Raw genomic sequence first — 22,053 nt, forward strand, 5'->3', positions numbered from 1 at the left:
CGCCGCCGTTTACAATGCTCCTCACCGCGCCAGTGGTGGAATTGGTAGACACGCCAGATTTAGGTTCTGGTGCCGTAAGGTGTGGGGGTTCAAGTCCCTCCTGGCGCACCAATCTAGCCCAAGAAGACCTGAAGCAGGCCGTTTGGCCTGCGATTAACGGGTCACATTCAATAGCCGCAGATGCAGAAAGTGTCCCTCATGGGGCCACTGAATGTCGTCACCCGTTTTCAAACCGAGCAAGGCAGCACCGGCAGGCGTCAGGATCGAAATGGCGTCACTGACGGTCTGTGTTTCGCCGGGTAATGTCAGCACGCGCTCATGTTCCTTGCCGGTGGCGTCGTTACGAAAGCGAGCACGACTGCCGAGGGTCACAACACCTTCCGGGATATCGTTCTCGTCGACAATGTTGGCGCGGGCCAGCTCGTCATAAAGATAGTCGATCTGGTCCGAGTCGCCTTTGAAATTATCCAGCACGGCAAAAAGGCGGTCGCGATCTGTGGTGCTGACGGTAATGGCGGGTAGCAAATTCATGATGTTCTCCTGACGGATTTACGGGGTTTGAGCCGGAGGCGCCGAACCCCTTTTTATATCTGGTGTTCGGCGTCAGGAGAGGAAGACAGGGGCATTCGCAGCCAGGGCGCAAGCGCTGACAGTGAGGAGAAAAAACGGGACGCCGATGACGGCATTGGCGGTGCGGGATATGTTCACGCTCCGAGATTAACAGAGCCGGTTTTTTTGTCCAGAGTTCTCTTCAGGCCGGTCAGGCCGGATCAAACGAGCACATGGGTTTGTTCAGTGCAGTTGATTTCCCCAAACTTATCCTGAATATTTGTCCAGTATCTGCTCTCTGGCTGTCTCACAGCCATGTTGCGGCCGTCCCTGACGTTGCGGGGCTGCCCTGCAGCGAGTGCAAGGTGCGGGGCCGCGTGTGCGGTGGGGGAATCTTTGCAGGGGAAGAAGGGAATGCTGATCAGTAATCTTGAAATTGTGCCGGGTATGCGTGTGCGGCGGCATCTGGGCTTGATCCAGGGCAGCACCGTGCGGGCCAAGCATGTCGGCAAGGACTTCATGGCCGGGCTGAAGAATATCTTTGGTGGCGAACTCACGGGTTACACGGAATTGATGAATGAATCCCGTGAGGCGGCCATGGCCCGGTTGCAGGAGCAGGCCACAGCGCTCGGCGCCAACGCCATCCTGAATGTGCGTTTTGCGACCTCCACGATCGCCGTTGGCGCGTCGGAAATCCTGGTCTATGGCACGGCGGTCGAGCTGGAGCGCATGGGGGTATGATGCTGCCCTATGAGTTGATTATCCTGCTGAGTCTGCTGTTGCTGGGCTATGTGTTCGGGCGGTTGGCGGAGCGGCGACACTATCGCTCGATTCAAGCCAGGGAAGACCAGTATCGGCAGTTGCTGGTGCTGGCTGAACGGCATTTGCCGCCCGAGTATGTGACGAGCCATGAATCTCGCCTGGTGATGGGCAATGTCGTGGTATCGGTGGATTACTTCAAGATGATGATCGCGACACTGCGTAATCTGGTCGGGGGCTCCATCGGTGCGTTCGAATCCTTGCTGGACCGGGCTCGCCGCGAAGCCATCCTGCGCATGCAGGAGCAGGCCGCTGCGCTGGGTACGGGCGTCGTCATCTTCAACGTCAAACTCGAAACCTGCCGGGTGTCCGGTGATGCCTCCCGCGGTGTAGGTTCCGTGGAAGTCATGGCGTATGGCACGGCGCTCTATCCCCGAGGCAACGCGTCGCGATGACACCGCTGCCGGACGGCAATCCGCGGGTTCCGGAGCACATCAATAACCCGCCGCAGAATGCGCTGCTGGAATTCGGCAGCCTGGTTGCGATGGTCGGTCTGGTCATGGCCGCCCTGACCTTGCTGCTCGTGCTGCTGGCGGGTTTTCTGGCCCCGCATATCCCGTTTCGCTGGGAAGCGGCAGCGGTGAGCGACTTGCCTGTGAGCGCGCCCTGGCCGCAGGCGGATGCGGCGCTCAATCAATTGGCCGATGACCTGATGGCGAGCATGGACCCGCCGCCTGCCATACCGGTGCAGGTGCGCCTGATCGATATGCAGATCCCCAATGCGTTTGCCACCCTCGGTGGCCATGTACTGATCACCCGGGGGTTGCTGGACAGTGTGACGTCAGAGAATGGCCTGGCCATGGTGCTGGCGCACGAGATCGGGCATATCCAGCACCGTGATCCGATTGCCGTGCTCAGCCGCAGCGCAGTGATCGGGCTGCTGTGGGCGGCGGTGACGGGCGGCGAGAACTTTGCCATGCAGACACTGTTCGGGCAGAGCGGTGGGTTGACCGCCCTGCGTTTCAATCGGGACATGGAGCGTCGCGCGGACCAGTACGCGCTGGACATGTTGGCAGCGCATTACGGGCATGTGCAGGGCGCGGATGAATTTTTCCTGGCCATGGTGGCGCATCAGAACCTCGCGCATCAGGATGCCGGGCGCTGGCAGGCCTTGTTTCAATCGCACCCCCTGACCCGTGAACGTATCAAGGCGTTGCAGCAAGCGCTCCCGGCGCAGGGCGAAGCGGAACGGCGACCATTGCCACCGGCGCTGCAAAAACTGACTCGCCCTGAGGATCACTGACAGGATGACGCGCATGGGGAAGTGGAAGAGCCGATGGCTGGTGCTGATGGCGTGCCTGTCGGTCGGTGTTGGCACCGCCGATGAGGCGCTGGTGCTGCAATCAGCCGTGCCGGTGGACGTCTGGGGCAGTGGCGAAACAGCGGTGGATGTGGCCCGTGACGGCGTCACCGCAGCAGTGGGCTATGCCGATGGTCGCGTGGTGTTGTGGAACCTGTCCATGCGCTACCGGATTGCCTCGCTACAGGCCGGTGCCCATGTGATGGACGGCGTGCGCCAGTTGCAGTGGCTGGACAACGGCACTCGCTTGCTGGTCACCACCGCACAGCAGTTTTCGCTGTTCGACACGACCACGCGCACGATGCTGCTCCAGCATCCGGTCAGCCTGATGTGGGGCGAGGCGGTGGAGGGCGACAGCGCGCCACTGGTGGATCTGGCGGTCAGCCGTGATGGTGGCCATGTGGCCTTCAATGATTTCAGTGAGGCGGGGTTGTCTCGCCCGGATGGTCAGGGTGATAAAGAAGTGGTGCCCCTGCCGGGCGCGGCCGGGGCGCGGCTGGCCCTGAGCCCGGACGGCGCCTGGCTGGCCGTGATGGGGTACGACGACGTGCGCATTCTGGCCACCGATACGTTGGCCGAGCGAGCGGCCTGGCCGATCACGTCCGGTGAGCGTCCTTTCTATCCTGGTGGTTTACGCTTCTCCCCCGATGGATCGCAATTGCTGGTGTCTACCGGCATGGCAGGGCGCCCGGGCGGCTGGCTGCTGGAGATCGACAGCGGCCAGCGCCAGCCGCTGCCGAACGCCCGCGAGCCGCGCTTCATGGCCGACGGATCGCTGATCTATTTCGACGAAGACACCTGCCTGCAACGCCAGCGACCGGGGGGCACTCCGGAGGCGTTGCCGGTGACCTGCCGGCGGGACAGCCGCGCCGCCTTTGCGATCACGGATGAGGATGTGGTGTTCAGTGCCGGGCGTCTGGTGCATGCGCCCAGTGGCGCGGTGCTCGGCGAACTGGATGCCGTGCCGACCCAGACGCGCCTGGTGGGCGTGGATGAAACGCGCGGCCTGTTACAGGTGTCGCTGGAGCAGGCGCTGTCGCATCCGTTGTTCTTCGCCTGGCCCGATCGCGCCATGGGGCCGGTGCCGCAGACGGGTATGCAGGAATGGGACCTGGGGACCGGGGAGCGACGTCCGGCCAGCGCGCCGGCGGATCATCCCGACCCGTGGGCCTGCTTTGATGCGGACACCCATCCTGACCGGCTGGATGCGAGTGCGCGGCACAGCGATGGCAGCCTGCTGCTGGCGGTGGGCAACATGGTGTACCAATGCCAGGATGGCGTCATCACGACCCGGATGCAGCGCGATGGCCCGCCGGTGACCTGGCTGCGCTTGCGCGAGCTGCCCGATGAAGACCCGCTCCTGTTCCTGAATGACAGCCAGGGCGATCTGGAAATGCTGGCGTGGGCAGCGGGCACCTCGCTGGGGCGCACCCGCATCGACCCGTTCGCTGACGGCAGCGGCATGCCCTCCGTCAATACCTTGCTGGAGCTGGACTTCAGCGACGCGGGGGAGCTCTGGATGCTGACCCGCTATGGTCTGTTCATCGGTGACGACCGGCAGCCCTACAACGGTAACGTGACGGCGTCGGCCTACGCGCCGGACCAGGACCGGCTGGCGCTGGCCACGGAGGAGGGCGTGCGACTGTACCAGCCTTCAACGGGCGCGCTGGGTGAGGCGGTGCCGGTGGGGGATTTGCCGATACGCACCCTGCTGTTTGGTCGCCAGCGGCTGTATGCGCAGACCAGCGATGCGGCGGTGCATGTGCTGGATATCGAGGCGCCGGTGACGCTGGCGCTCTTGGCCAGTATCTACCCGGTGGCGGATCAGGGCGCGTTGATTCTGACCCCGGACGGGGAGTATGCAGCCTCCCGCGATGCGGTCAGCCAGGTCACCCGCCGCGACGGCATGACACTGCGCGCCTTTACGCTGTTTGATGGCGAGCGTAATCGTCCGGATCGCGTGCTGGCGGCGCTGGGGCACGCGCAGCCGGACTATCTGGCGCAACTGGCGCAGCTGGTGACGTTGCGTCAGCAGCGGCTGGCCACACGTGGCGCCCGGCTGTCAGGTGACCTGCTGCCGACCTGGTCGCGCACCCCGCCGCTGGTGCACGACCGTCGCCAGCTGGAGGTGGCCGTGGGCGGCCCGGACGGCGCGCGGCTGCATCTGTTTGTGGCCAACGTGCGGGCGACGCCGGATGACGGCGTGCCGGTGCGCGGCGATGAGGCGCGCCATACGCTGTCACTGATGCCGGGCGAAAACCGGATTACGGCGCATCTGACGCTGGCCGACGGGCGCCGTTCGGACGACCTGATGGCACAGGTCTACAGCACCGCCGCCGCGACGACCCGACGCACCTTCCTGGTCGGGGTGGGGGTGTCCGAGTACGCCCAATCGCAATACGACCTGCGTTATGCCGCCAAGGATATCGAGGATGTGGCCGCGCATTTTGCCACCCTGGAAGGCGAGCATATCGAGACCTTGTTGCTCACCGACGGGCAGGCGACGCGCAGTGCGATTCTGCGGGCGCAGCGTTTTCTTGCCCGCGCCGGGCTGGATGACCGGGTGATTTTGTATTTCGCCGGACACGGCGTGCTGGCGGACGACGGGGTCTACTATTTTGCACCCACCGACATGGACTTCGAGGCCCCGGGCCGCCGGGGGGTGCGCTTTGACGAGATCGAAGGCTTGCTGGCGAACACCCGTGCCCGCGAACGGCTGATCTTCATCGACAGCTGCCATGCCGGGGAAAACGACGACGGTGCGGCGGGCCTGCTGCCCACGCCGATGCTGCTGGCAGGCGGCGATGGCGAGGTGTCAGCACGCGGGCTGCGACGTATCGGCGCCATACCCGACGATGCACCGGAGATCGACAGGCCGCTGCTGGAAGATATCTTTGTCGAGCTGCGCGAAGGCAGTGGCGCGCATGTGATTGCCGCATCCGGCGCGATGGAGTTTGCGCTGGAGTCAGCCCGCTGGAACAACGGTGTCTTTACCGCAGCGGTACTGGAGGGGCTGGAAGCCATGGCGGCGGACCTCAACGGCGACCGCCAGATTCGCGTGGACGAATTGCGCCGCTTTGTGGCCGACCGCGTGGCGGAGCGCACTCAGGGGCGCCAGGTGCCCACGGTGCGCGGCAGCAATCCCGCCCTCGACTTCGCCATCACCCGCGCCACCCTGCCCGTGCAGGAAACCTGGTCGCTGGGCTTTGCTGATGACGATGCCGACCTGTCCCAGGCGCAAGCGATGGCCTTCAGTGGCGATGGCCGCACCGTCGTCACCTTGCAGAACGAAGGGCTGCGCCGCTTCGATGCCGAGCAGGGCACCCTGCAGACGCAGGTACCACTGGCGCTGGACCAGCCGCGCAGTCTGCGGGTGGACGCCAGCGGGCGGTATGCCCTGGTGCTGGCGGACGACTATGTCTTGCAGCGCGTTGATCTGCAGACCGGCGAGCAGGTGGTGCTGGGTGGTCGTGATCAGGAGGGGCGTGATCAGGACGGGCATCTGGCCCGTGATTTGTCGGCCGCCGCGTTCAGTGCAGACGGGCGGCGCGTGCTGGTGGAAGGGGGGTTCCCCGGGCGCGGAGTGCGTTTGTTCGATGTCGATGCCGGCACCACGCAGACCCTGCCGGTGTCATTACCGGGGTTCGTGCGCGGCCTGGCCATCCGTGGTGATGGCGTCCGTGTGGTGGACGAATACGGGGTGATGGTCGACCTGGCGCCGGGGGCCGGTGGCGAGTGGGTGGAGCAGGCGCGCTGGCAGCTCCCTCGCGATGAGGTTCAGGGTTTCGGGCGTGCCGGTGAGCCGGCGCAGGCGCAGCAGACGGCGCTCAGTGCCGATGGCCGTTATCTGCTCCGTGCGTTCCGCCACCAGGGCGAGAATGTCTACGGTACCGCTGCTGGCCATCACTATGTCGAAGCCTGGGATCTCGACGAAAAACGCCGCCTCATGGTGCGCGAGGCCCCGGCACTGCGGGGTATGGCCGTGACGACGCACGGCCGGGGCCTGCTGTTCGACGGTGACAGTTTCCGGGTGCTGCACCTGCCTGCGGGCACGGAACCGGAATGGCTGTATCGTGGCGACAGCCAGTCTTATATGCCCTGGGCGCTGCACCCGGCCGGGCATACGGTGCTCGGCCCGCGCTGGCGCGATCGGGTCGAGCGCTGGCGGTTACGTCACTGAGGTTGTTGAGTGCGCTGTCTGCGTCCCTCCTATTCGGTATGTGTGGTGAACACACCGGAAGCAGGACAAGCAGAGTGAGCATTTCCATGTCAGCGATACTCAGCACGGTGTTGTTGTGGCCCGTCATGCTGATGGCCGATGAGCCGGATGGCTTTCCGCAAGAAAGGCCGCCGCAAGAAAGGCCGCCGGCCGCTGGCGGCTTCGTCTTTCATACCAGCCTCAACCTGTCCGAGACGCGGGCGGGGGAGAACGTGCTGCAGGGTGGCAGCACGCAGGCGTTTCGTGACAGCAATCTGGGATTCGTGATCGGCGGCGGCTATCGGATCACGTCCAGTGTCGCACTGGATGTGGCGCGCCTGGAGCTGGATGCGGACCGGGTATGGAGCGAGCTGGGTGGCCAGAACATCTATGGCAATGGCTGGCGTGTTGCGTTGGACGGCACCTGGGCGTTGAGCGATGTGGCGGGGGTTTACGGCCGGGCTGGTGTGTGGCGCTGGAACATGCAGGTGCGCGGCGGTTTCGGACTCGGCAGGCGATCAATCAGTGGCACCGACCCGATGGCGGAAGTGGGGATACGTTTTGGTCCGCGCGCGCCGCTGAATCTGGATATCGGGTATGGCTGGTATCCCATGGATGATCTGGATACGCGCCTGGTCACTATCGGCTTGCGTTATCATTTGCCCTGACACTGAAAGACTGGCGCCGAAGAATGGGGCTCCGGCGCCAGCCGTTGGGGAGATGTATCAGTTGGTGGCGAGTATGTAGGCGTTCCATACGCTACCGAAATTACTGACTTCGATAGTGAAGGCGCCGGTCCAGCGTGGCTGCCAGGCACAATACTCTCTGTCGCTCATGGACTCCGACGCACAGATAACGTTGCCGAATTCATCGTAGATGATCAGATCCAGATCCGTGTCACCGTCGCCGATCAGCAAGACTTCAGCCGGTGCACCGCCCTCGAAATAGACATTCCGGTAGAACACCTCAGAGTAGGCACCCACAACATCCTGAATGGTTCTGGCGCCGCCGACCATGCCTCGCGAACGCACTTCGGCAACCAGCGTGCCGTCGATCAATGCCAGCAGGGTCTCGTCATCGCCAGCGAATTCACGGGCCAGTTCCAGCATGTCTGCGGCGGACATGTGCTCGAACGACGTTTCCTTTTCGCTTTCCGTACCCGTCTGCTCACTCTCGCCCTGGGTGGCTTCTGCTTCAAGCGCTTCGGTAGCGACGCGCGCTCTGAGCTTGGCAGCCTGGGCAAGCATTGCCGCATCTTCATCAGCAACGGCGAGTTGCGCAAGTTGCGCGCTCATCTGCAGTAATGACAGTGCTTCATTTGCCGCCGTTTGCTCTGACTTCCCCGGCGCTACATTGGCTTCTTTACTTTCCTGAGCCTCATCGGTGCAGGCCCACAGAAGGCTGACACCGAGTGACAATACAATAATCCGTAACAGTGCGTGCATGACGTTTTCTCCTTGGCACTCAATAAAGACATTAAAAACAGGCAAGCCGCAAGTCACTGTGGACGGTGCAGGGATGAAGGCGAGAGTGGGTGCATCCATTGCAGCCAGGAAGGGCACAGTGCGTGCTGCAATGATTGGAGCAGAAAGCCGTCAGGAAATAAAGTGTACAAAGGTACTGGGCGTGCCGTGTGTATCGGTGCCCGGCACCTGATGCAGGTGCTCGCTTACCCGGGATTCACCTGCGCGGGGCCCATTTACCCAGGGCCCATTTACCCAGGGCTTAGGCAGTCGCGAATAAACTGCACGACCTTGCGCACGTCTTCCCGCGCCTCGGGCAGCCAGGGCAGGATGATGGGCCAGACATGGAACAGCCCGTCTCTGGCAATCCACGTCACGGGTACGCCCGCTGCCTCGGCTTTGGCGCGCACGGCTTGCGCATCACTGTAGAGACATTCTTCCGTGCTGACGGTAATCATCAATGGCGGCAAGCCGGTGTAGTCACCCAGGGAGGGAGACGCATAGGGGTTGTCCCGATCCGTTGGTGCCATGTAGATATCCGATACCGTGCGCACCAGCGATGCGGACAGCATGCAGTCAGAGGCGTTATTGGCGTCGACGCTGGGGCCGCGGCAATGGCCATCGGCGGCAGGCGAAAACGTCACCGCGCAGCGTGGGCGAGGCAGCTTGCGATCACGAATGGCCAGCAACAGTGCCAGGGTCAGGCCGCCACCGGCTGAGTCACCGGCAATGACGATGTCTTCTGCGTTGCGCCCTTCGGCGAGCAGCCACTCGTAGGCTTCGATGCAACGATTTACGCCCGCCGGGAAGGGAGACTCCGGCGCGAAGGGATAGCGCGGCAGATACACTTCGGCATCAAGGTCCTTTGCCAGTCGGCCGGCCAGGTTGTGATAGGTGCGGGTGACGCCGGCAATGTAGGCGCCGCCGTGGATATACAGTATTGCCATGGACGGTGTGGCAACGGTCACCAGATCACCGCTGAAACCGCCGGTCTCGAGGGTCCGCAGGCGTACGCCCCGGGGCAGCAGTGTCAGGCCCGGTGTGTGATTGAATGTCTTGCGCAAGTGTCTGGTCAGTGCTTCCGGCGACAGGTTTTCGCGGCGCACCATGCGGCGTGAAACGCGCTTGATCAGGCGGGCGGTCAGGCTCGGCAAAGTCATTCTCCCAGGCTGGGTGATGGGCTGAAGGCGATGAAACCGGGGAGTTACCTTAGCGGTGGAGTGGCCCGGTGGCGACAACCGATCGGGCCAATTTTTCTCAGGCCGCCGAACGATGCATTCGGCGGCCTGCAGCCGGTGTTGTCAGGCTGCGTTCTTCTCTGTTTCTGTGACAGTTTCCAGCAGGGCGTCGATCTGCTCCAGGAAGGCGCGGTTGTCGTGGTCCCAGGGATGGAAACCGGGTTTGAACCAGTCAAACCAGTCCCCCATGGCCTGGCGCAATGTGCCTGGATTGCCCCACTGATAACGGAATGAGGTGATCCACCCTTTCAGGTTGAACAGGCCGCCTTTGCGACGCACATTCTCGAAATAATAGGGGTAGAGAATCGCCAGGAAGATGGTTGTGGCGATGACCAGTGACGAGGTGCGCAGCAGGTAAGCGGGCAGGGTTTTGCCCATGACCTTGGTGTAGACGTCGAAGGCAACGGCCTTGTGCTCGGTTTCTTCCAGCGCGTGCCAGTTCCACAGTGCGACAAAGCGCGGGTCAGAATCACCCAGGGTTTGCGGGTTGCGCAGCAGGGAGTCGGCCAGAATGGCTGTCAGGTGCTCCAGTGCTACCGTCGTGGCCAGCTGGAATTTTTTCGGCGTGTACTTCTGCAGGTTGTTCAGCAGCATCAGTACGAATTTTTCCTGCGCTACAGCGGGAACGCCAGCGTTTTGAAGCAGTTCGTTGAGTTCTTCGTGCTCACGCCCGTGCATGGCTTCCTGCCCGATGAACGCGGTGACGGCTTTCTTCAGCTCCGGGTCGGTGACCTGGTCGCGGAACGCGCGCACGGAATCAATGAAGAAGCGCTCACCCACCGGGAAAAACAGGCTCATGGTGTTGAAGAACTGCGCCACGTGCATGCCGGCTTCGTGCCAGTCAGTGGCCTTGTCGGCGGGCAGATTGAATTTCAGATCGCGACGGATCGGGAGGATAGCCATGTTCATGGTGTGTTCCTCTGATGATTGTGACATTACTCAATGGTACATTCGGGTGCGGGGTGGCGCCACCCCCGAGCAAGCGTCCGGTTGGCTGTAAAGACCGAGGGGGATGGGCCGCGCAACCAACCCGCCGGATCAGGCGGGTTCGTCGGCTCAGAGCAGCTCGTCGGCGGCTTGCTGGACCAGGCTGATCAGCCGTTCCGGCTGGGTGAAGCAGCGCTCGTGATGGGCGCGGGAGAGGGCGTAGAACTCCGCACTGAGCAGGTCGTACAGGGCGCGCGGGCTGTATTCCGCAGGATCGACCAGCAAGCGCAGGCCGAAGGCCGGGTAGTCCAGGTTCTGGTGCCCGGCCGCTTTCAGCAGGTCTGGCACCCAGCCTTCCGGGGACATCTCGCTCTGGAAGCGCAGGTTCTGGTATTCCATGGCGGTGCGCAGGCGTTGCGAGTCAACGACGTGGATGTAGTTGTTCACCACCAGTTTCAGCAAGCCGTCCAGACGCCGCCAGACAACCGCTTTTTCCGCGTCGGAATAGGCGTTCCAGTTCACCACTTCATGGGCGAAGCGTTTGCAGCCCCGGCATACAGTGTCGCCGAAGACCGTGGAGCAAACGCCGATACAGGGAGTGCGGACACGTTTGAGAGTCATGGCGGGAAGTGTAATCCAGACAGGTGCCGGGACACTACAGGCGCGCTTGTGAAGGGCGGATAAATCGGCGATAGTTATCGCAGCGAGAATAATAATAAGAGAATCACCATGATACGTCGTGTGCTATCCCTGACGCTGGTCCTGTCCCTGGCGCTTCATCTGGTTGCCTGCTCCGTGGCTGTGCCGCGTACGCCCGGTGCGTTCATCAAGGCCGCCAATGGCAAGACGTTCGAGCCTGTGGACACCCTGGATCCCCGAAACGCCATGGTTTATATCTACCGACCGGGCAATCAGTGGGGCTATGAGGAAATGCAGGCCCCGACCTTCTTCATCAATGAACAGATGCTGTTCGGTCTCAAGAGCGGGGCCTATACCTGGCTGGAACTGCATGGGGGCGAGTATGATGTTTACGCCCGTCGGCCGTTCGGGCTGTTGTTTCTGAAGACGATCTTCGAACTCCCATTGGCGGTCAACGGCGGAGAAACCTACTATTTCCGCTATTCCGAGGATCAGCCTCTGGACCCCGCGCGACTGGGCAGTGATCCGGACCGGTATATGCAGGCCGGGCCGTTGCAGCAGGTGCCCGAGGCGCTGGCGCTCCAGGAAATCCGCAACCTGCGGCTGGATCAGGCGGGTGTCTATTATGGCGGGGATGCCTACCGCGAACCGCGCTGGGCGCCATTCCAGACGTTGGAATAGCGCCGTTCAGGAGGGCTTTGTTTTCAGGATGGCCTGGCAGGCGGGATGTCCAGCCCCTGCTCGGTAAACCGTCGCTTGGTCTGCAACAGCTTCTTCCACTGTTCGACATATTCCGGCAGGGCAGGTGTGTTCATGTTCATGCCGGTCATTTCCTGCACCGCCTGGGGGCTGATGGACTTGCCACCATACATGTGCACGACTCGCAGCAAGGCGTGGGTGTGCAGCTTGCCCTGGGCGTCGAAGCGCTGGTCGTAGTACATGTACTTGTCGTCCCAGCCCAGCACCCGGGTGCTGACAGCGAAATGCTGGTAGGGGCGCAGTTCGCGCACATAGGCGATTTCTGCGTTGGCCACGACCACATTGCAGCGTGCCTCGATCATGCTGTTGAGCAGCCCGGTGCACACGGAGTGCTCCAGCCGGCAACGGTCCATGAACTTCAGGTATTTCGCATTATTCAGGTGCAGGTTCAGATCGAGATCCAGCAACCCCACGCGGAACTCCATCGACACCGTGTCGAATATGCCATGCGTCGGCGGCCGTTTTCGGCGTCTCGCGGCACTTATTAGCTCAAACATCCAGTCTCCTCCCCCGAACGGGTGATCCTCCCGTACGAAACGTTCCGCAGTATAGCGACCTTTATGGCCCGATGTCAGGATGCTATCAAGGTCTTCTTTGTTGTGCTTTTCATGTCACATTGTGGTTGTTCCGGACAGTGGCCCCCGCCGCACCGGCATGTATACTCCCGAATCTGTGACTGACCGGTTCCGCCGGCAGCGAATGATCGACATTTTCAGGAGAGCTTGATGGACATCGCAAACACCATAGCCGTCATTACCGGCGGGGCGTCCGGCCTGGGGCAGGCCACCGCAGAAGCCATTGTTGCCAAAGGCGGCAAGGTGATGATTCTGGATCGTGATGAAGCCAAAGCGGCCCAGGTGGCAGCAGATCTTGGCGAGCGCGCAGCCTATGTGGTTTGCGATGTGACGGACGCGGCGTCTGTCGAGGCGGCCATCAAGGCCACCACCGACAAGTTCGGCAGCCTCAACGTGTGCGTCAACTGTGCCGGTGTCGGCTCTGCCATGAAGACGGTGGGCCGCGAGAACAAGCCCCACGACCTGGGTGTCTTCGAGATGGTGGTCAAGATCAACCTGATCGGCTCGTTCAACGTGCTGCGTCTGGCCGCCGCCGCCATGGCGGAGAATGCTGCCGGCGACGACAATGAGCGTGGTCTGATCGTCAACACGGCGTCTGTTGCGGCGTTCGATGGCCAGGTGGGCCAGGTTGCCTATTCCGCCACCAAAGGCGGCGTCGTGGGCATGACGTTGCCCATCGCCCGTGATCTGGCGCCGCTGGGCATTCGCTGCAACACGATCGCGCCGGGTATCTTCAACACGCCGCTGATGAATGCCGCGCCCGACAAGGTCAAGCAGCCGCTGATCGAGATGACCCAGTTCCCGAAGCGCCTCGGCCATCCGCCGGAGTATGCCGCGCTGGTCTGCCACATGATCGAGAACAGCTTCATGAACGGTGAAACCATCCGTCTGGATGGCGGCATCCGTATGCAGCCGCGCTGAGTTGCGCTGCAGTTTTCCTGCGGTATCCCCGCTGATATGCCCTGCACCAACCCGGCCTGGCGCTGCCAGTGGCCGGGTTGGCTGTTTATGACTACAGGGTCACAAAACCGCGTAATATCCTGACACAATCTTTCAAGAGCACATGCTTATGGTTGTGGTCCTACACTGCTAGTGTCGTCTCTGGCGATGATCTAAACACAGTAGGAGCCACCACAATGCTGCTCAAATATCTGAACGAACTGGATCGCGCAGTGAAAGACGCCCGCGAGCACCCCGGGCTCGAGCAGTACAGCCGCTGTGCGGAGTGTGCTGATGTGCTGAAGGATTACCTCAGCGGACAGATGGAGCCGGTGCGCAAGCGCGGCACCGAGATCATGGATGACCTGTTGCCGGCGCAGTTTGATGACTGGGTGGCGCAAGTGGGTGCCGCACGCATGGGCGCCGTCCGTGCACACACCGTTTATCAGGCGCGTCATCACTGAAGTCTGCTGTTACCTGTCGCCGTTACCGGGACTGAACCCCCTCAACGCTGCTGCCGTGCGCGTTGTTGTGCAAGTGCGCTCACGCGCTCCTCTTCGAACAGATCCGGTTGCTCCGGCGCATTCATGTCCCGCAAGCGCACACCGATCCCGACCAGACGGGCGGGCTCCCCGCGACGTTCCCACAATGCCTCAAGCAAGCGGGCAAAGCCTGCCTCCGCCAGACTGTCCCCGGGACCGTCACAGGTGGCCTGACTGAAATCCTGATAACGCACCTTGGCGGTCACACCCTGGATCATGTAGCTGTGATCGAGCTGGTCCAGACGTCGCCGCAATCGCTCCAGCAGATCCGGGAGCTGGCCTTGCCAGTGGTGCAGCCCCGGCAGATCGTCGGCATATGTCTTCTCCACACTCACCGATTTGCGCCGCCGCCCGCTCTGCACGCTGCGATGATCTTCGCCGCGACTCAGGTGCCACAGCCGCTCGCCGAAACTGCCAAAATGCTGGCTCAGCGCCAGACGCCCCAGCGCCTGCACATCAGCGCAGGTCGTCACGCCCAATGCCTCCAGCTTGCCCGCCGTTACCCTGCCGACACCGGAGAGCCGTTTTACCGGCAGTGTGCGGACGAACGCTGCCACCTGGTCCGGGCGGATCACGAAGAGCCCGTCGGGCTTGCGCCAGTCACTGGCAATCTTGGCCAGAAACTTGTTCGGCGCGACTCCGGCAGATACGGTAATGCCCACTTCCTTGCGCACCGCTGCGCGGATGGCCTCGGCGATGCGCGTGGCGCTGTTGTCGAAGTGGGTGCATTCGGTGACATCCAGATATGCCTCATCCAGCGACAGCGGTTCTATGTGCGGTGTGAAGCGCCGGAATATCTGGCCGATGGCGGCAGAGACCTTGCGGTACTTGTCGAACTGCGGTGCCAGGATCACCAGTTCCGGGCACAGTCGCAGTGCCTGGGATGAGGCCATCGCCGAACGCACACCGAAGTGCCTGGCCTCATAATTGCAGGTAGCAATCACACCACGCCGCCCCGGATCGCCGCCCACGGCCACCGGCCGGCCGCGCAGGCGCGGGTCGTCGCGAACCTCGACGGCGGCGTAGAAGCAGTCGCAATCCACATGGATGATCTTGGTGGTAATCCCGGAGGTGCTCATGCCGGATGTCGTCGCTCCACACGTTTGCTCCGCACTATTGCTACAACAACTCGGTGTCGTCGTGGCTGTAAGGGGGCGTGCAGGCGCACAGCACGACCAGTGTTTCGGTGCCGGTATTGTGCAGCCAGTGCGGCGTGCCGGGCGGGATGCAGACGGTGTCGCCAGTCTCGACAGAAAATGTGTCTTCGCCCAGCATCATGCGACCGTTACCGGCGCTGATATGGTAGATTTCCTCGCTGGTGCGATGCCGGTGGCAGAGCGTGCGTGCGCCCGGCGCAACCCGGGCCTCAGCCAGCGACTGGCGCGCCGCGCCCAGCCGCGCGTCCCGGTCAGGATGCATCAGCTCCCGGATTTCGGACGCATCGCGGGTGACAAATGCGTGGATGTCAGCGTAACGGGTTTTCATGACAGCCTCGGTCAGTGGTGGCCTCTCGGTCGGCAGTGGTCTGGGGCGGCAGTACAAGGATATAGCACGTGGCAGAAAAAGCAGCGTCCGTGAAGGGGTGGCCGACGCGCACCCAGGTTCTGATTATCGGCGCGGGGCCCACCGGGCTCACGCTGGGTATCGCATTGCGGCAGCGCGGCATCGACTGTCTGATTATCGACAAGCTGCCGGCGCCACTGCCCTGGTCGCGGGCACTGGGCCTGCATGCCCGCACTCAGGAGATTCTCGCCGCGCTGGAGGTGCTGGATGCGGTGACCGCGCGCAGTCTCAAGCAACACGCTGTGAGTGTCTATGGTGATCGCGGGCCGCTGTTCAGCCTGGACCTGACAGTGCTGGACGCGCCGTATCCTCACGTACTGTCCTGCCCCCAGACCGAAGTGGAAGAGTGTCTCGCAGCGCGCTTTACCGCGCTCGGCGGCATGCTGGTGCGCGACTGTGAACTGATGGATTTCAGCCAGGATGAAGGCGGTGTCGAGGCGCGCCTGCACTGGGCGGCGCGCGAGCAGTTTCTGCGTGCGGATCTGATGGTGGGCTGTGATGGTGCCGCCTCCCGGGTCCGGGACCTGCTGGGTATCAGCTTCGACGGCGAGCGTTACCCCGACCATTTTCTGCTGGCCGATCTGGATATCGACTGGCCGCTGGCGCGCGACAGCTCGCACGGCTTCCTGCTCGGTGACGGCGCCCTGATTGCTATTCCGCTGCCGGATGGCTGGCGGCTGATCATCAACCAGACCGACGATGAGGATCTGGCGCCGCAACTGGATCTGACACCTTTTCGTGACCGGCTGGCGCAGTGTGATGCCCATTTCGGGGGCGAGACGCCCGTGCTGGGCGAGCCGCGCTGGTTGAGTCGCTTCTCGATTCACCGCCGACTGGCGGGCCGTTATCGCCGCAATCGTGTGTTGCTGGCCGGCGATGCCTGTCATATCCAGAGCCCGCTGGGCGCGCAGGGGATGAACACAGGCATCGGCGACGCCTTCAATCTGGGCTGGAAGCTGGCCGCCTACCTGCAGGACAACGGCGACGGCCGCCTGCTGGACAGCTACGAGCAGGAGCGCCGCCCGGTGGCCCGGCAGATGCTGGCAGCGGTGGATTTGCTGTCGCGCAGTTCCTTTGCCCGTGCTGCGCCGTTACGGCACTTGCGAAACGGGGTGCTGCGATTCGCTGGCAGCCGCCCGCAGCTGGGTGCGCGCCTGGTGCGCCGTGCCAGCCAGCTGGATGTGAATTACCGTGGTTCACCGATTGTCCGGGCCAGTTCAGGGGCTTACGCAGGGCGCCGGCAGAGCGGCCCGGAGCCCGGTGACCGGATCCCGGACGCCGCATGGCGGGCAGCGGCCGATGGCCGACCGGGGCGATTGCACGAGTGCCAGCGGGGCGGGGCTTTTCAATTACTGATACAGCTGCCCGGATCGAACGATCTGGACCACGCCGCCGTGCTGGCGGTGTACGCGCTGCTGTCGCGGTTGCCGGAAGAATTCGGTCACCTGCTGGGCATTCAGATCATGGCCTCAGGCAGTGTCTGGCCGGACAAGTTGCGCGACCTGCTGGATCGACCCGCGCCCGGCGCGGCCCCCGGTCTGTGGGTTGCGGAGGGCGAGGGTGTGACGCGGCAATTCGGCGATGAGGGCCAACTGTGGCTGATGCGCCCTGACGGGCACCTGGCGTTTCGTGGTCCGCTCACCGATGCCGATGAGCTGATGCATTACCTCGCCGACATGCACCGGCGGTAAGCGGCGCAGGTCCCGCGTGCCAGGTTGGGCGCCCCTTGTAAGCACCTGTCTGAGCACCTGATTGAGAGTGGGTCAGGCTGCTGGCGTTCGGACGGACCTCGGCCGGTAGCGCAGCAACAGTGCGACCAGGCTGAACAGCCACATGCTCCCGCTGCTACTGGAGCCCGACAGGGTGAGTCCTTCCGGTTGCGGATAGGCCACCTGTACCTCACGTTCGAGGGTGCCTGCGCCGAACGTATCGTTGCCGCTCACGACAGCAAGGGACACGGTGCGAGCAATGCTGTCCCCGGATTGCAGACGCAGTGCCAGATCTTTGCTACCGCCGTGCGCGACAGTATTCAGCGGGCATGACATCACGGCACTATTTTGCGTGCATCCCAGGGTGCCTGCGTTGACCAGATCTGTTGCGGGGGGGAGTGTCAGCTCGACAACAACATTTTCCGCGTTCTGATGCCGGGAAAGATTCTCCACACTGACGTTGAGCCAGGCCTGTGGCTGATTGGCGACGAGGGCGCCCTGTACAAACGTCGGTGCCTGAAGGTTCAGGTCCGGTTTGTCGGTCACAAAGATCTGCACCTGCGGACGGTTGTTGCTACTGCGATAATCCTCTTCGTCCGAGGTCAGGCGCAGCGCGAAGGCAATGGTGGTGTCCGCGGCCGGCGCAGCAACATCCAGGCTGACGGCGCCGGGTTGCCAGACGCCGGGTGCGACAGGATTGCTGGCAGACAAGTCACAGTTCCCGGCAGGGCAGGTCGTGCCGTCCACCGAGAGGGTCGACGCCCCGGGAGCGTCCACCAGGGTCAGGTTGATGAGCGACGCCGGGTTGACCACGCTGTTATTGCCGACCTCGAATGTGATGTCGCTGATGGGGTGGCCCGGCGGTTGTGAATGGTAGGTATCAATGAGGATGGCACCGTCGATCAGGGCGGCCGGGGTGATGCCTGCTGGCGGAGTGGCGGTGCTTTCTTCTACCCACTGGGCGAACGCGGCGGTGCTGGTGTACACGCCGGGCACGTTGGTCAGGCCGCAGCCCTGGGCAGAACCGAAGCTGGTCAGGCCGACAATCACCGGCGCGGCGGGCGTGCCGACAAGCAGGGGGCCACCGCTGTCGCCGACGCAGGTGTCCTGGCCGAAGGTCGCGCTGGGAGGTGGCGCAGGTTCCCCCGCGCAGACCAGCAGCTCTGTCGGCAGGCCGCCCCAGAAGTTGTTGCAGGGCGTGCGCGGAATATAATCCAGCATGACCTGTTGCATGCGCAGGGCCAGGCCGGTGCTGGTGGGGCTGGTCTGCCCCCATCCCAGCGCTGTCATGATGTCGTCGCGGCGTGGTGCTGGCAGGCTCTCGAGATGGTCGACGGTGGGTCCATCAGCGAGATCCGGAAACATGGGCAAAGATGGCGCGTTGTAAACGCGGACCAGAGCAATGTCGTGCCCCAGAGCGATACGGTCGGGGACGTACTCGGGGTGGATGATTATGTCGTCGCGGGATCTGCGCTCTGTCTCTATTGGGTCTGAGGCACCGAAATCCGGAGCGTTATAGAAAAAGTCCATGTCTTCCGCGAGCGCGCCGGACTCCCGCACAAGGCAGTGTGCCGCAGTGAGAACCCAGTCGGTGGATATCAGTTGGCTACCGCAAAAGGCGGGGTTGGTACCCGTAAAAAATATGTTCATCCCCGTCATCCAGGGCCAATCTGCCTGATCAGCATCTTCCCCGCCATAAATGCGAGCGTTGACGCCACTGGCCAGGCTGGCGGTTGAGATCAGGCAACTCGTCATCACAACGGCGCTGGCGAAATGTTTGGCGAGGCGTGAAGGAGCTGGCATGAGGATCTCGCTGGCAACAAAATATGCCGTTCAGTTTACCTCCCATGCGCAAGGGAGGTGTGAATTTTTGTCAGGCCCCACGACGGCGCAGGCTCAGCAGGGGCAAGGCCAGCAGCAGCCAACCGATGCTGAAGCCGCTGCGGCTACCCACGCGTGGCAGCGTGTCCTCGAGAGTGGGGTATTGCAGTGTCACGGCGGCGCGGGTTTCACCGGCACCGAAGGAGCCCGCGCTGGCATCCGCTTGCAGATGCAGGGTGCGTGGCAGGCCATCTTCGGATGACAGCGTCAGTGCCATGCTGTGCTGTCCGCCCGGGTCGAGGGCCGGCACCGGGCAAATCAGACCGGCGTCGGACGTGTCGCATTGGAGGGATGTCGCATTCAGCAATTGTGTTGCGGCAGGTAGCACCACGGTCAGCCCGGCCTGGTCTGCGGTGGCATGGGTGGACAGATTTTCAAGGCGTATATTCACCGTGGCCCGGCGTTGCTGATTGCGGAAGGTGCCGCGCACGAAACCGGGCGCGACCAGATTCAGATCAGGTTTGTCCGTCAGGAAAAGGCGCACGGTGGGACGGTTGTTGCTGCTGCGATAATCGTGTTCCTGCGTCGCGAGTTGCAATGAAAGGATGAGCGTCTGGTCTTCACCCGAAGGCAGCGTGGCGACTGACACCTTGCCGGCAATTTCCTGTTCAGGAGCAAACGGGGACAGACCGGAGAGGTCGCAATCGTCCTCCGGACAGACGCTGCCATTGATCTCCAGGGCAAGGTCATCAGCGTCATCACGGGTCAGCGTCAGACGCTGCAGTGTGGCGGCATTTACCAGACTGTCATTGCGTACCCGAAAATCGATGTCGTAGGGCGCTGCCAGCGCCGGGTTGGCGGGCAGCGAATGATAGCGGGGAATATGAATGGCGGCGTCGATCAGCGGCCGTGCGTCGGTGTCTGGTGGCGGTGCCGCCGTGGACGTCTCGATCCATTCCGCCATATCTGCAGTGCTGGTGTAGCCGCTGGGGACATGCGCCAGGCCGCAACCCTGCACTGATCCAAAGCTGGTAATGCCGACAATAACGGGCACGTCCGGCGTACCGTCCAGCAGGGGGCCGCCACTGTCTCCCTGGCAGGTGTCCTGGCCGAACTCGGCCTCATCTGGCGGGGCTGGCTCGTTGGCGCAGATGAGTATCGAGGTGTCAGCCCTGAACCAGTAACTGCCGCAGTGCTCACGCGTGATGTAGTCGAGTGCGACCTGCTGGAGCGTCTCCGAAATGCCGGATGAGGGCGTGAATTCGCCCCAGCCCAGCGCCGTCAGGCGGTCGTTGCGGTCCAGTGGGGAGGCGGCTTCCAGCGCCTGTATCCGGGGCATGTCTGCCAGGTCTGGATAGGGTGCTATCGCGGGCGGCTGGCTGACGCGGATCAGGGCTATGTCATAACCCTTGAGCAGATTGTTGTAGACAAATTGGCCATGCACCAGCGCCAGGGCGCTGATTTCATCGCTGTCGTTTTCCGCCGGAAAGCTGCCGTCGGGAAAGATCGGCGCATCATAGTAAAGCGCGACGTGGGAGGCATTCACCCGACTGCCGGCATCGTTATCCTTGATCAGGCAATGTGCCGCTGTAAGCACCCAGTCCGGGGAAATCAACTGGCCGCCACAGAAGCCGGCGGTGCCATCTTCAAAGGTGATGCGCAAGCCCGTCATCCACGGCCAGTCACCTTCGCCAGCCTCCTCGCCTCCGAAAATGCGCGTGCTGAATGCGCTGGCGCTGGCCTGATGCCACAGGATCAGGCTGCCAAGCAGGCATAAACAGCAAAGGGGGCGGGCGGCAAGGCGCATGATGACTCCCGGGTATATACAGCTATCGGGCGAAGTGTACCGTGTTCCGAGCGGCGCCAGATGAGGGCCCGGTCACGGCCGTAACGGCGGGGCGTGGATCAGCTCGCGCTCGGCCGTATCGCCTCGCCGGAAGGTGTCGCCCAGGTGGTCGATGACCAGGTCGAGGCTGGTTTCGCGAGGCACTGCCGCCATGACAGCGGTGAACGGCGGGGTGTGCTCGCGCAGGCTGGTGATGACCCGTTCGGCGTTGGCAACATTGGTGTCCGGCAGTAGCAGGGCCAGGCAGTGGTCGTCGGCGCGGGCGCCGATGTCACTGCGGCGCAGGCGCTGGCTGAGGCCACCGGCCAGGGCGTCCAGCTGCGCCGGGTCATGCGGGCGCAGCATGATGGCGGTCAGCGGGCTGGAGAGGCGTTCGTGCAGCGGCAGCAGCCAGCCTGCGGTATGGCTCAGAGCGGTGCGGCTGATCAAGCCGGTTTGCGGGTCTTGCCAGGTGGATTCCTGAGCCAGCCGCGTCAGCACCTTGTTGCGATACAGCAGCAGGCCGAAATACACCGCACAGGTCAGCATCACTGCGAGCAGAAACAGGGAGCTGGCAGCCAGCGGCGCGTCCGATTGCTGCAAGCGCAGCGGCAGCACTACGGCCAGTACCACAGCGGCAATGCCCAGGCTGGAGAGAAAACGCGGCAGGCCGTTGAGCAAACCGGTGCTGAGCACGGCCACGATCATCAGCGCCAGGGTCGGCGGCGGCTCGCCCGGGTCGAGCATCACCAGCACGCCGAGTGCAATCAGATCGATCAGATTGCCGATCAGCGGCGCGCCGGCAAAGGGGCGATAGAAGAGGCCGCCCTGAAGCAGCAGGTACAGCGCTATGAGCAGTGCCATCAGTGCGCCATGCAAGGGCAACTGCAGCGCGGGCAACGCAGTGAAATAAGCGATCACCAGCAACGTGAACAACAGCCGGGCGGTCAGCTGAAGGGTGTTGGTACCGCGATCGGTGGCAAGCGAGCTGGGCAGGTTCATAGTTTGTATTCTGGTTATCCAAAAGCCGGGGTGCGTCATGGGCAGCCTGCCCCGAGCGAGCGCCGACCATCGCCTGCCAATGGTGCGGTATCCGAGCGGTGGCGGCAAGCGCAGAACCGATCATCCTGAGGCATCACTATTATCATTCCGGCAAGGCGTTCATTATGCGAAGGAAGGTTACGAAA

At 63.0% G+C, this 22,053-nt stretch carries 20 protein-coding genes and 1 tRNA gene; 10 read left to right on the plus strand and 11 right to left on the minus strand.

What is annotated here, in order from left to right; all coding sequences use genetic code 11:
• Nucleotides 1-26: 26 nt before the first annotated feature.
• A tRNA-Leu gene (locus tag K8B33_RS11565) sits at nucleotides 27-111 on the plus strand.
• 42 nt (nucleotides 112-153) lie between these two features.
• Here the strand turns inward: K8B33_RS11565 and rnk are convergent.
• Nucleotides 154-531 carry a nucleoside diphosphate kinase regulator gene (gene rnk, locus K8B33_RS11570; protein WP_223426604.1) on the minus strand — a complete coding sequence of 126 codons (378 nt, stop codon included), beginning with the start codon at nucleotides 529-531 and terminating at the stop codon, nucleotides 154-156.
• A gap of 432 nt (nucleotides 532-963) precedes the next feature.
• On the opposite strand from rnk, the gene K8B33_RS11575 reads away from it, so the two are divergent.
• The 5 genes from K8B33_RS11575 to K8B33_RS11595 all read left to right on the plus strand — a co-directional run bounded on the left by K8B33_RS11575 (nucleotide 964) and on the right by K8B33_RS11595 (nucleotide 7,534).
• Nucleotides 964-1,290, plus strand: a complete 327-nt coding sequence (locus K8B33_RS11575) for a YbjQ family protein (protein WP_223426607.1) — start codon at nucleotides 964-966, stop codon at nucleotides 1,288-1,290.
• On the plus strand, nucleotides 1,287-1,763 hold the full coding sequence (locus tag K8B33_RS11580) for a YbjQ family protein (protein ID WP_223426610.1): 477 nt from the start codon (nucleotides 1,287-1,289) through the stop codon (nucleotides 1,761-1,763). The genes K8B33_RS11575 and K8B33_RS11580 overlap by 4 nt, the downstream gene beginning before the upstream one ends.
• Complete coding sequence (locus K8B33_RS11585; protein ID WP_223426613.1) at nucleotides 1,760-2,611, plus strand: M48 family metallopeptidase; 852 nt, start codon at nucleotides 1,760-1,762, stop codon at nucleotides 2,609-2,611. The genes K8B33_RS11580 and K8B33_RS11585 overlap by 4 nt, the downstream gene beginning before the upstream one ends.
• Nucleotides 2,612-2,624: 13 nt before the next feature.
• Nucleotides 2,625-6,848 carry a caspase family protein gene (locus K8B33_RS11590; RefSeq protein WP_223426616.1) on the plus strand — a complete coding sequence of 1,408 codons (4,224 nt, stop codon included), beginning with the start codon at nucleotides 2,625-2,627 and terminating at the stop codon, nucleotides 6,846-6,848.
• 86 nt (nucleotides 6,849-6,934) lie between these two features.
• Nucleotides 6,935-7,534 carry a porin family protein gene (locus K8B33_RS11595; protein ID WP_223426620.1) on the plus strand — a complete coding sequence of 200 codons (600 nt, stop codon included), beginning with the start codon at nucleotides 6,935-6,937 and terminating at the stop codon, nucleotides 7,532-7,534.
• Nucleotides 7,535-7,591: 57 nt separating this feature from the next.
• Here the strand turns inward: K8B33_RS11595 and K8B33_RS11600 are convergent, their stop codons facing one another.
• From K8B33_RS11600 to K8B33_RS11615, 4 genes are all read right to left on the minus strand, one after another.
• On the minus strand, nucleotides 7,592-8,311 hold the full coding sequence (locus K8B33_RS11600; protein WP_223426622.1) for a hypothetical protein: 720 nt from the start codon (nucleotides 8,309-8,311) through the stop codon (nucleotides 7,592-7,594).
• Between the two features lie 269 nt (nucleotides 8,312-8,580).
• The gene (locus K8B33_RS11605) at nucleotides 8,581-9,483 is read right to left on the minus strand and encodes an alpha/beta hydrolase fold domain-containing protein (protein ID WP_223426625.1); all 903 of its coding nucleotides are present in this window, start codon (nucleotides 9,481-9,483) and stop codon (nucleotides 8,581-8,583) included.
• Between the two features lie 147 nt (nucleotides 9,484-9,630).
• A complete protein-coding gene (locus tag K8B33_RS11610; protein ID WP_223426627.1) occupies nucleotides 9,631-10,476 on the minus strand; it encodes a metal-dependent hydrolase in 846 nt (281 codons plus the stop codon).
• Nucleotides 10,477-10,623: 147 nt separating this feature from the next.
• The gene (locus K8B33_RS11615) at nucleotides 10,624-11,115 is read right to left on the minus strand and encodes a DUF1289 domain-containing protein (RefSeq protein ID WP_223426629.1); all 492 of its coding nucleotides are present in this window, start codon (nucleotides 11,113-11,115) and stop codon (nucleotides 10,624-10,626) included.
• A 108-nt stretch (nucleotides 11,116-11,223) separates the two neighbouring features.
• Between K8B33_RS11615 and K8B33_RS11620 the strand changes: the two genes are divergently transcribed.
• Complete coding sequence (locus K8B33_RS11620; RefSeq protein ID WP_223426632.1) at nucleotides 11,224-11,814, plus strand: DUF2846 domain-containing protein; 591 nt, start codon at nucleotides 11,224-11,226, stop codon at nucleotides 11,812-11,814.
• A 23-nt stretch (nucleotides 11,815-11,837) separates the two neighbouring features.
• Here K8B33_RS11620 and K8B33_RS11625 read toward each other — a convergent pair whose 3' ends face one another.
• Nucleotides 11,838-12,389 carry an acyl-CoA thioesterase gene (locus K8B33_RS11625; protein WP_223426634.1) on the minus strand — a complete coding sequence of 184 codons (552 nt, stop codon included), beginning with the start codon at nucleotides 12,387-12,389 and terminating at the stop codon, nucleotides 11,838-11,840.
• Nucleotides 12,390-12,617: 228 nt separating this feature from the next.
• On the opposite strand from K8B33_RS11625, the gene K8B33_RS11630 reads away from it, so the two are divergent.
• Both K8B33_RS11630 and K8B33_RS11635 read left to right on the plus strand, forming a co-directional pair.
• Nucleotides 12,618-13,388 carry an SDR family NAD(P)-dependent oxidoreductase gene (locus K8B33_RS11630; protein WP_223426637.1) on the plus strand — a complete coding sequence of 257 codons (771 nt, stop codon included), beginning with the start codon at nucleotides 12,618-12,620 and terminating at the stop codon, nucleotides 13,386-13,388.
• A 215-nt stretch (nucleotides 13,389-13,603) separates the two neighbouring features.
• Nucleotides 13,604-13,870: a hypothetical protein gene (locus K8B33_RS11635; protein WP_223426639.1), complete on the plus strand. Its 267-nt coding sequence runs from the start codon at nucleotides 13,604-13,606 to the stop codon at nucleotides 13,868-13,870.
• 41 nt (nucleotides 13,871-13,911) lie between these two features.
• Here the strand turns inward: K8B33_RS11635 and dinB are convergent, their stop codons facing one another.
• Together dinB and K8B33_RS11645 are read right to left on the minus strand one after the other, a co-directional pair.
• Nucleotides 13,912-15,027: a DNA polymerase IV gene (dinB, locus tag K8B33_RS11640; RefSeq protein WP_223426641.1), complete on the minus strand. Its 1,116-nt coding sequence runs from the start codon at nucleotides 15,025-15,027 to the stop codon at nucleotides 13,912-13,914.
• 40 nt (nucleotides 15,028-15,067) lie between these two features.
• Complete coding sequence (locus K8B33_RS11645; RefSeq protein WP_223426644.1) at nucleotides 15,068-15,433, minus strand: cupin domain-containing protein; 366 nt, start codon at nucleotides 15,431-15,433, stop codon at nucleotides 15,068-15,070.
• Between the two features lie 68 nt (nucleotides 15,434-15,501).
• Between K8B33_RS11645 and K8B33_RS11650 the strand changes: the two genes are divergently transcribed.
• A complete protein-coding gene (locus K8B33_RS11650; RefSeq protein ID WP_223426646.1) occupies nucleotides 15,502-17,202 on the plus strand; it encodes an FAD-dependent monooxygenase in 1,701 nt (566 codons plus the stop codon).
• 72 nt (nucleotides 17,203-17,274) lie between these two features.
• Here the strand turns inward: K8B33_RS11650 and K8B33_RS11655 are convergent, their stop codons facing one another.
• The 3 genes from K8B33_RS11655 to K8B33_RS11665 form a co-directional block, all read right to left on the minus strand.
• On the minus strand, nucleotides 17,275-19,023 hold the full coding sequence (locus K8B33_RS11655) for a S1 family peptidase (protein WP_223426649.1): 1,749 nt from the start codon (nucleotides 19,021-19,023) through the stop codon (nucleotides 17,275-17,277).
• A 70-nt stretch (nucleotides 19,024-19,093) separates the two neighbouring features.
• Entirely contained in the window at nucleotides 19,094-20,848 is a 1,755-nt protein-coding gene (locus K8B33_RS11660) for a serine protease (RefSeq protein WP_223426652.1), read from the minus strand.
• Nucleotides 20,849-20,920: 72 nt separating this feature from the next.
• The gene (locus K8B33_RS11665; RefSeq protein ID WP_223426654.1) at nucleotides 20,921-21,868 is read right to left on the minus strand and encodes a GGDEF domain-containing protein; all 948 of its coding nucleotides are present in this window, start codon (nucleotides 21,866-21,868) and stop codon (nucleotides 20,921-20,923) included.
• Nucleotides 21,869-22,053: the final 185 nt, after the last annotated feature.

The sequence above is a fragment of the Alcanivorax limicola genome, assembly GCF_019931215.1.
GTDB lineage: Bacteria > Pseudomonadota > Gammaproteobacteria > Pseudomonadales > Alcanivoracaceae > Isoalcanivorax > Isoalcanivorax limicola.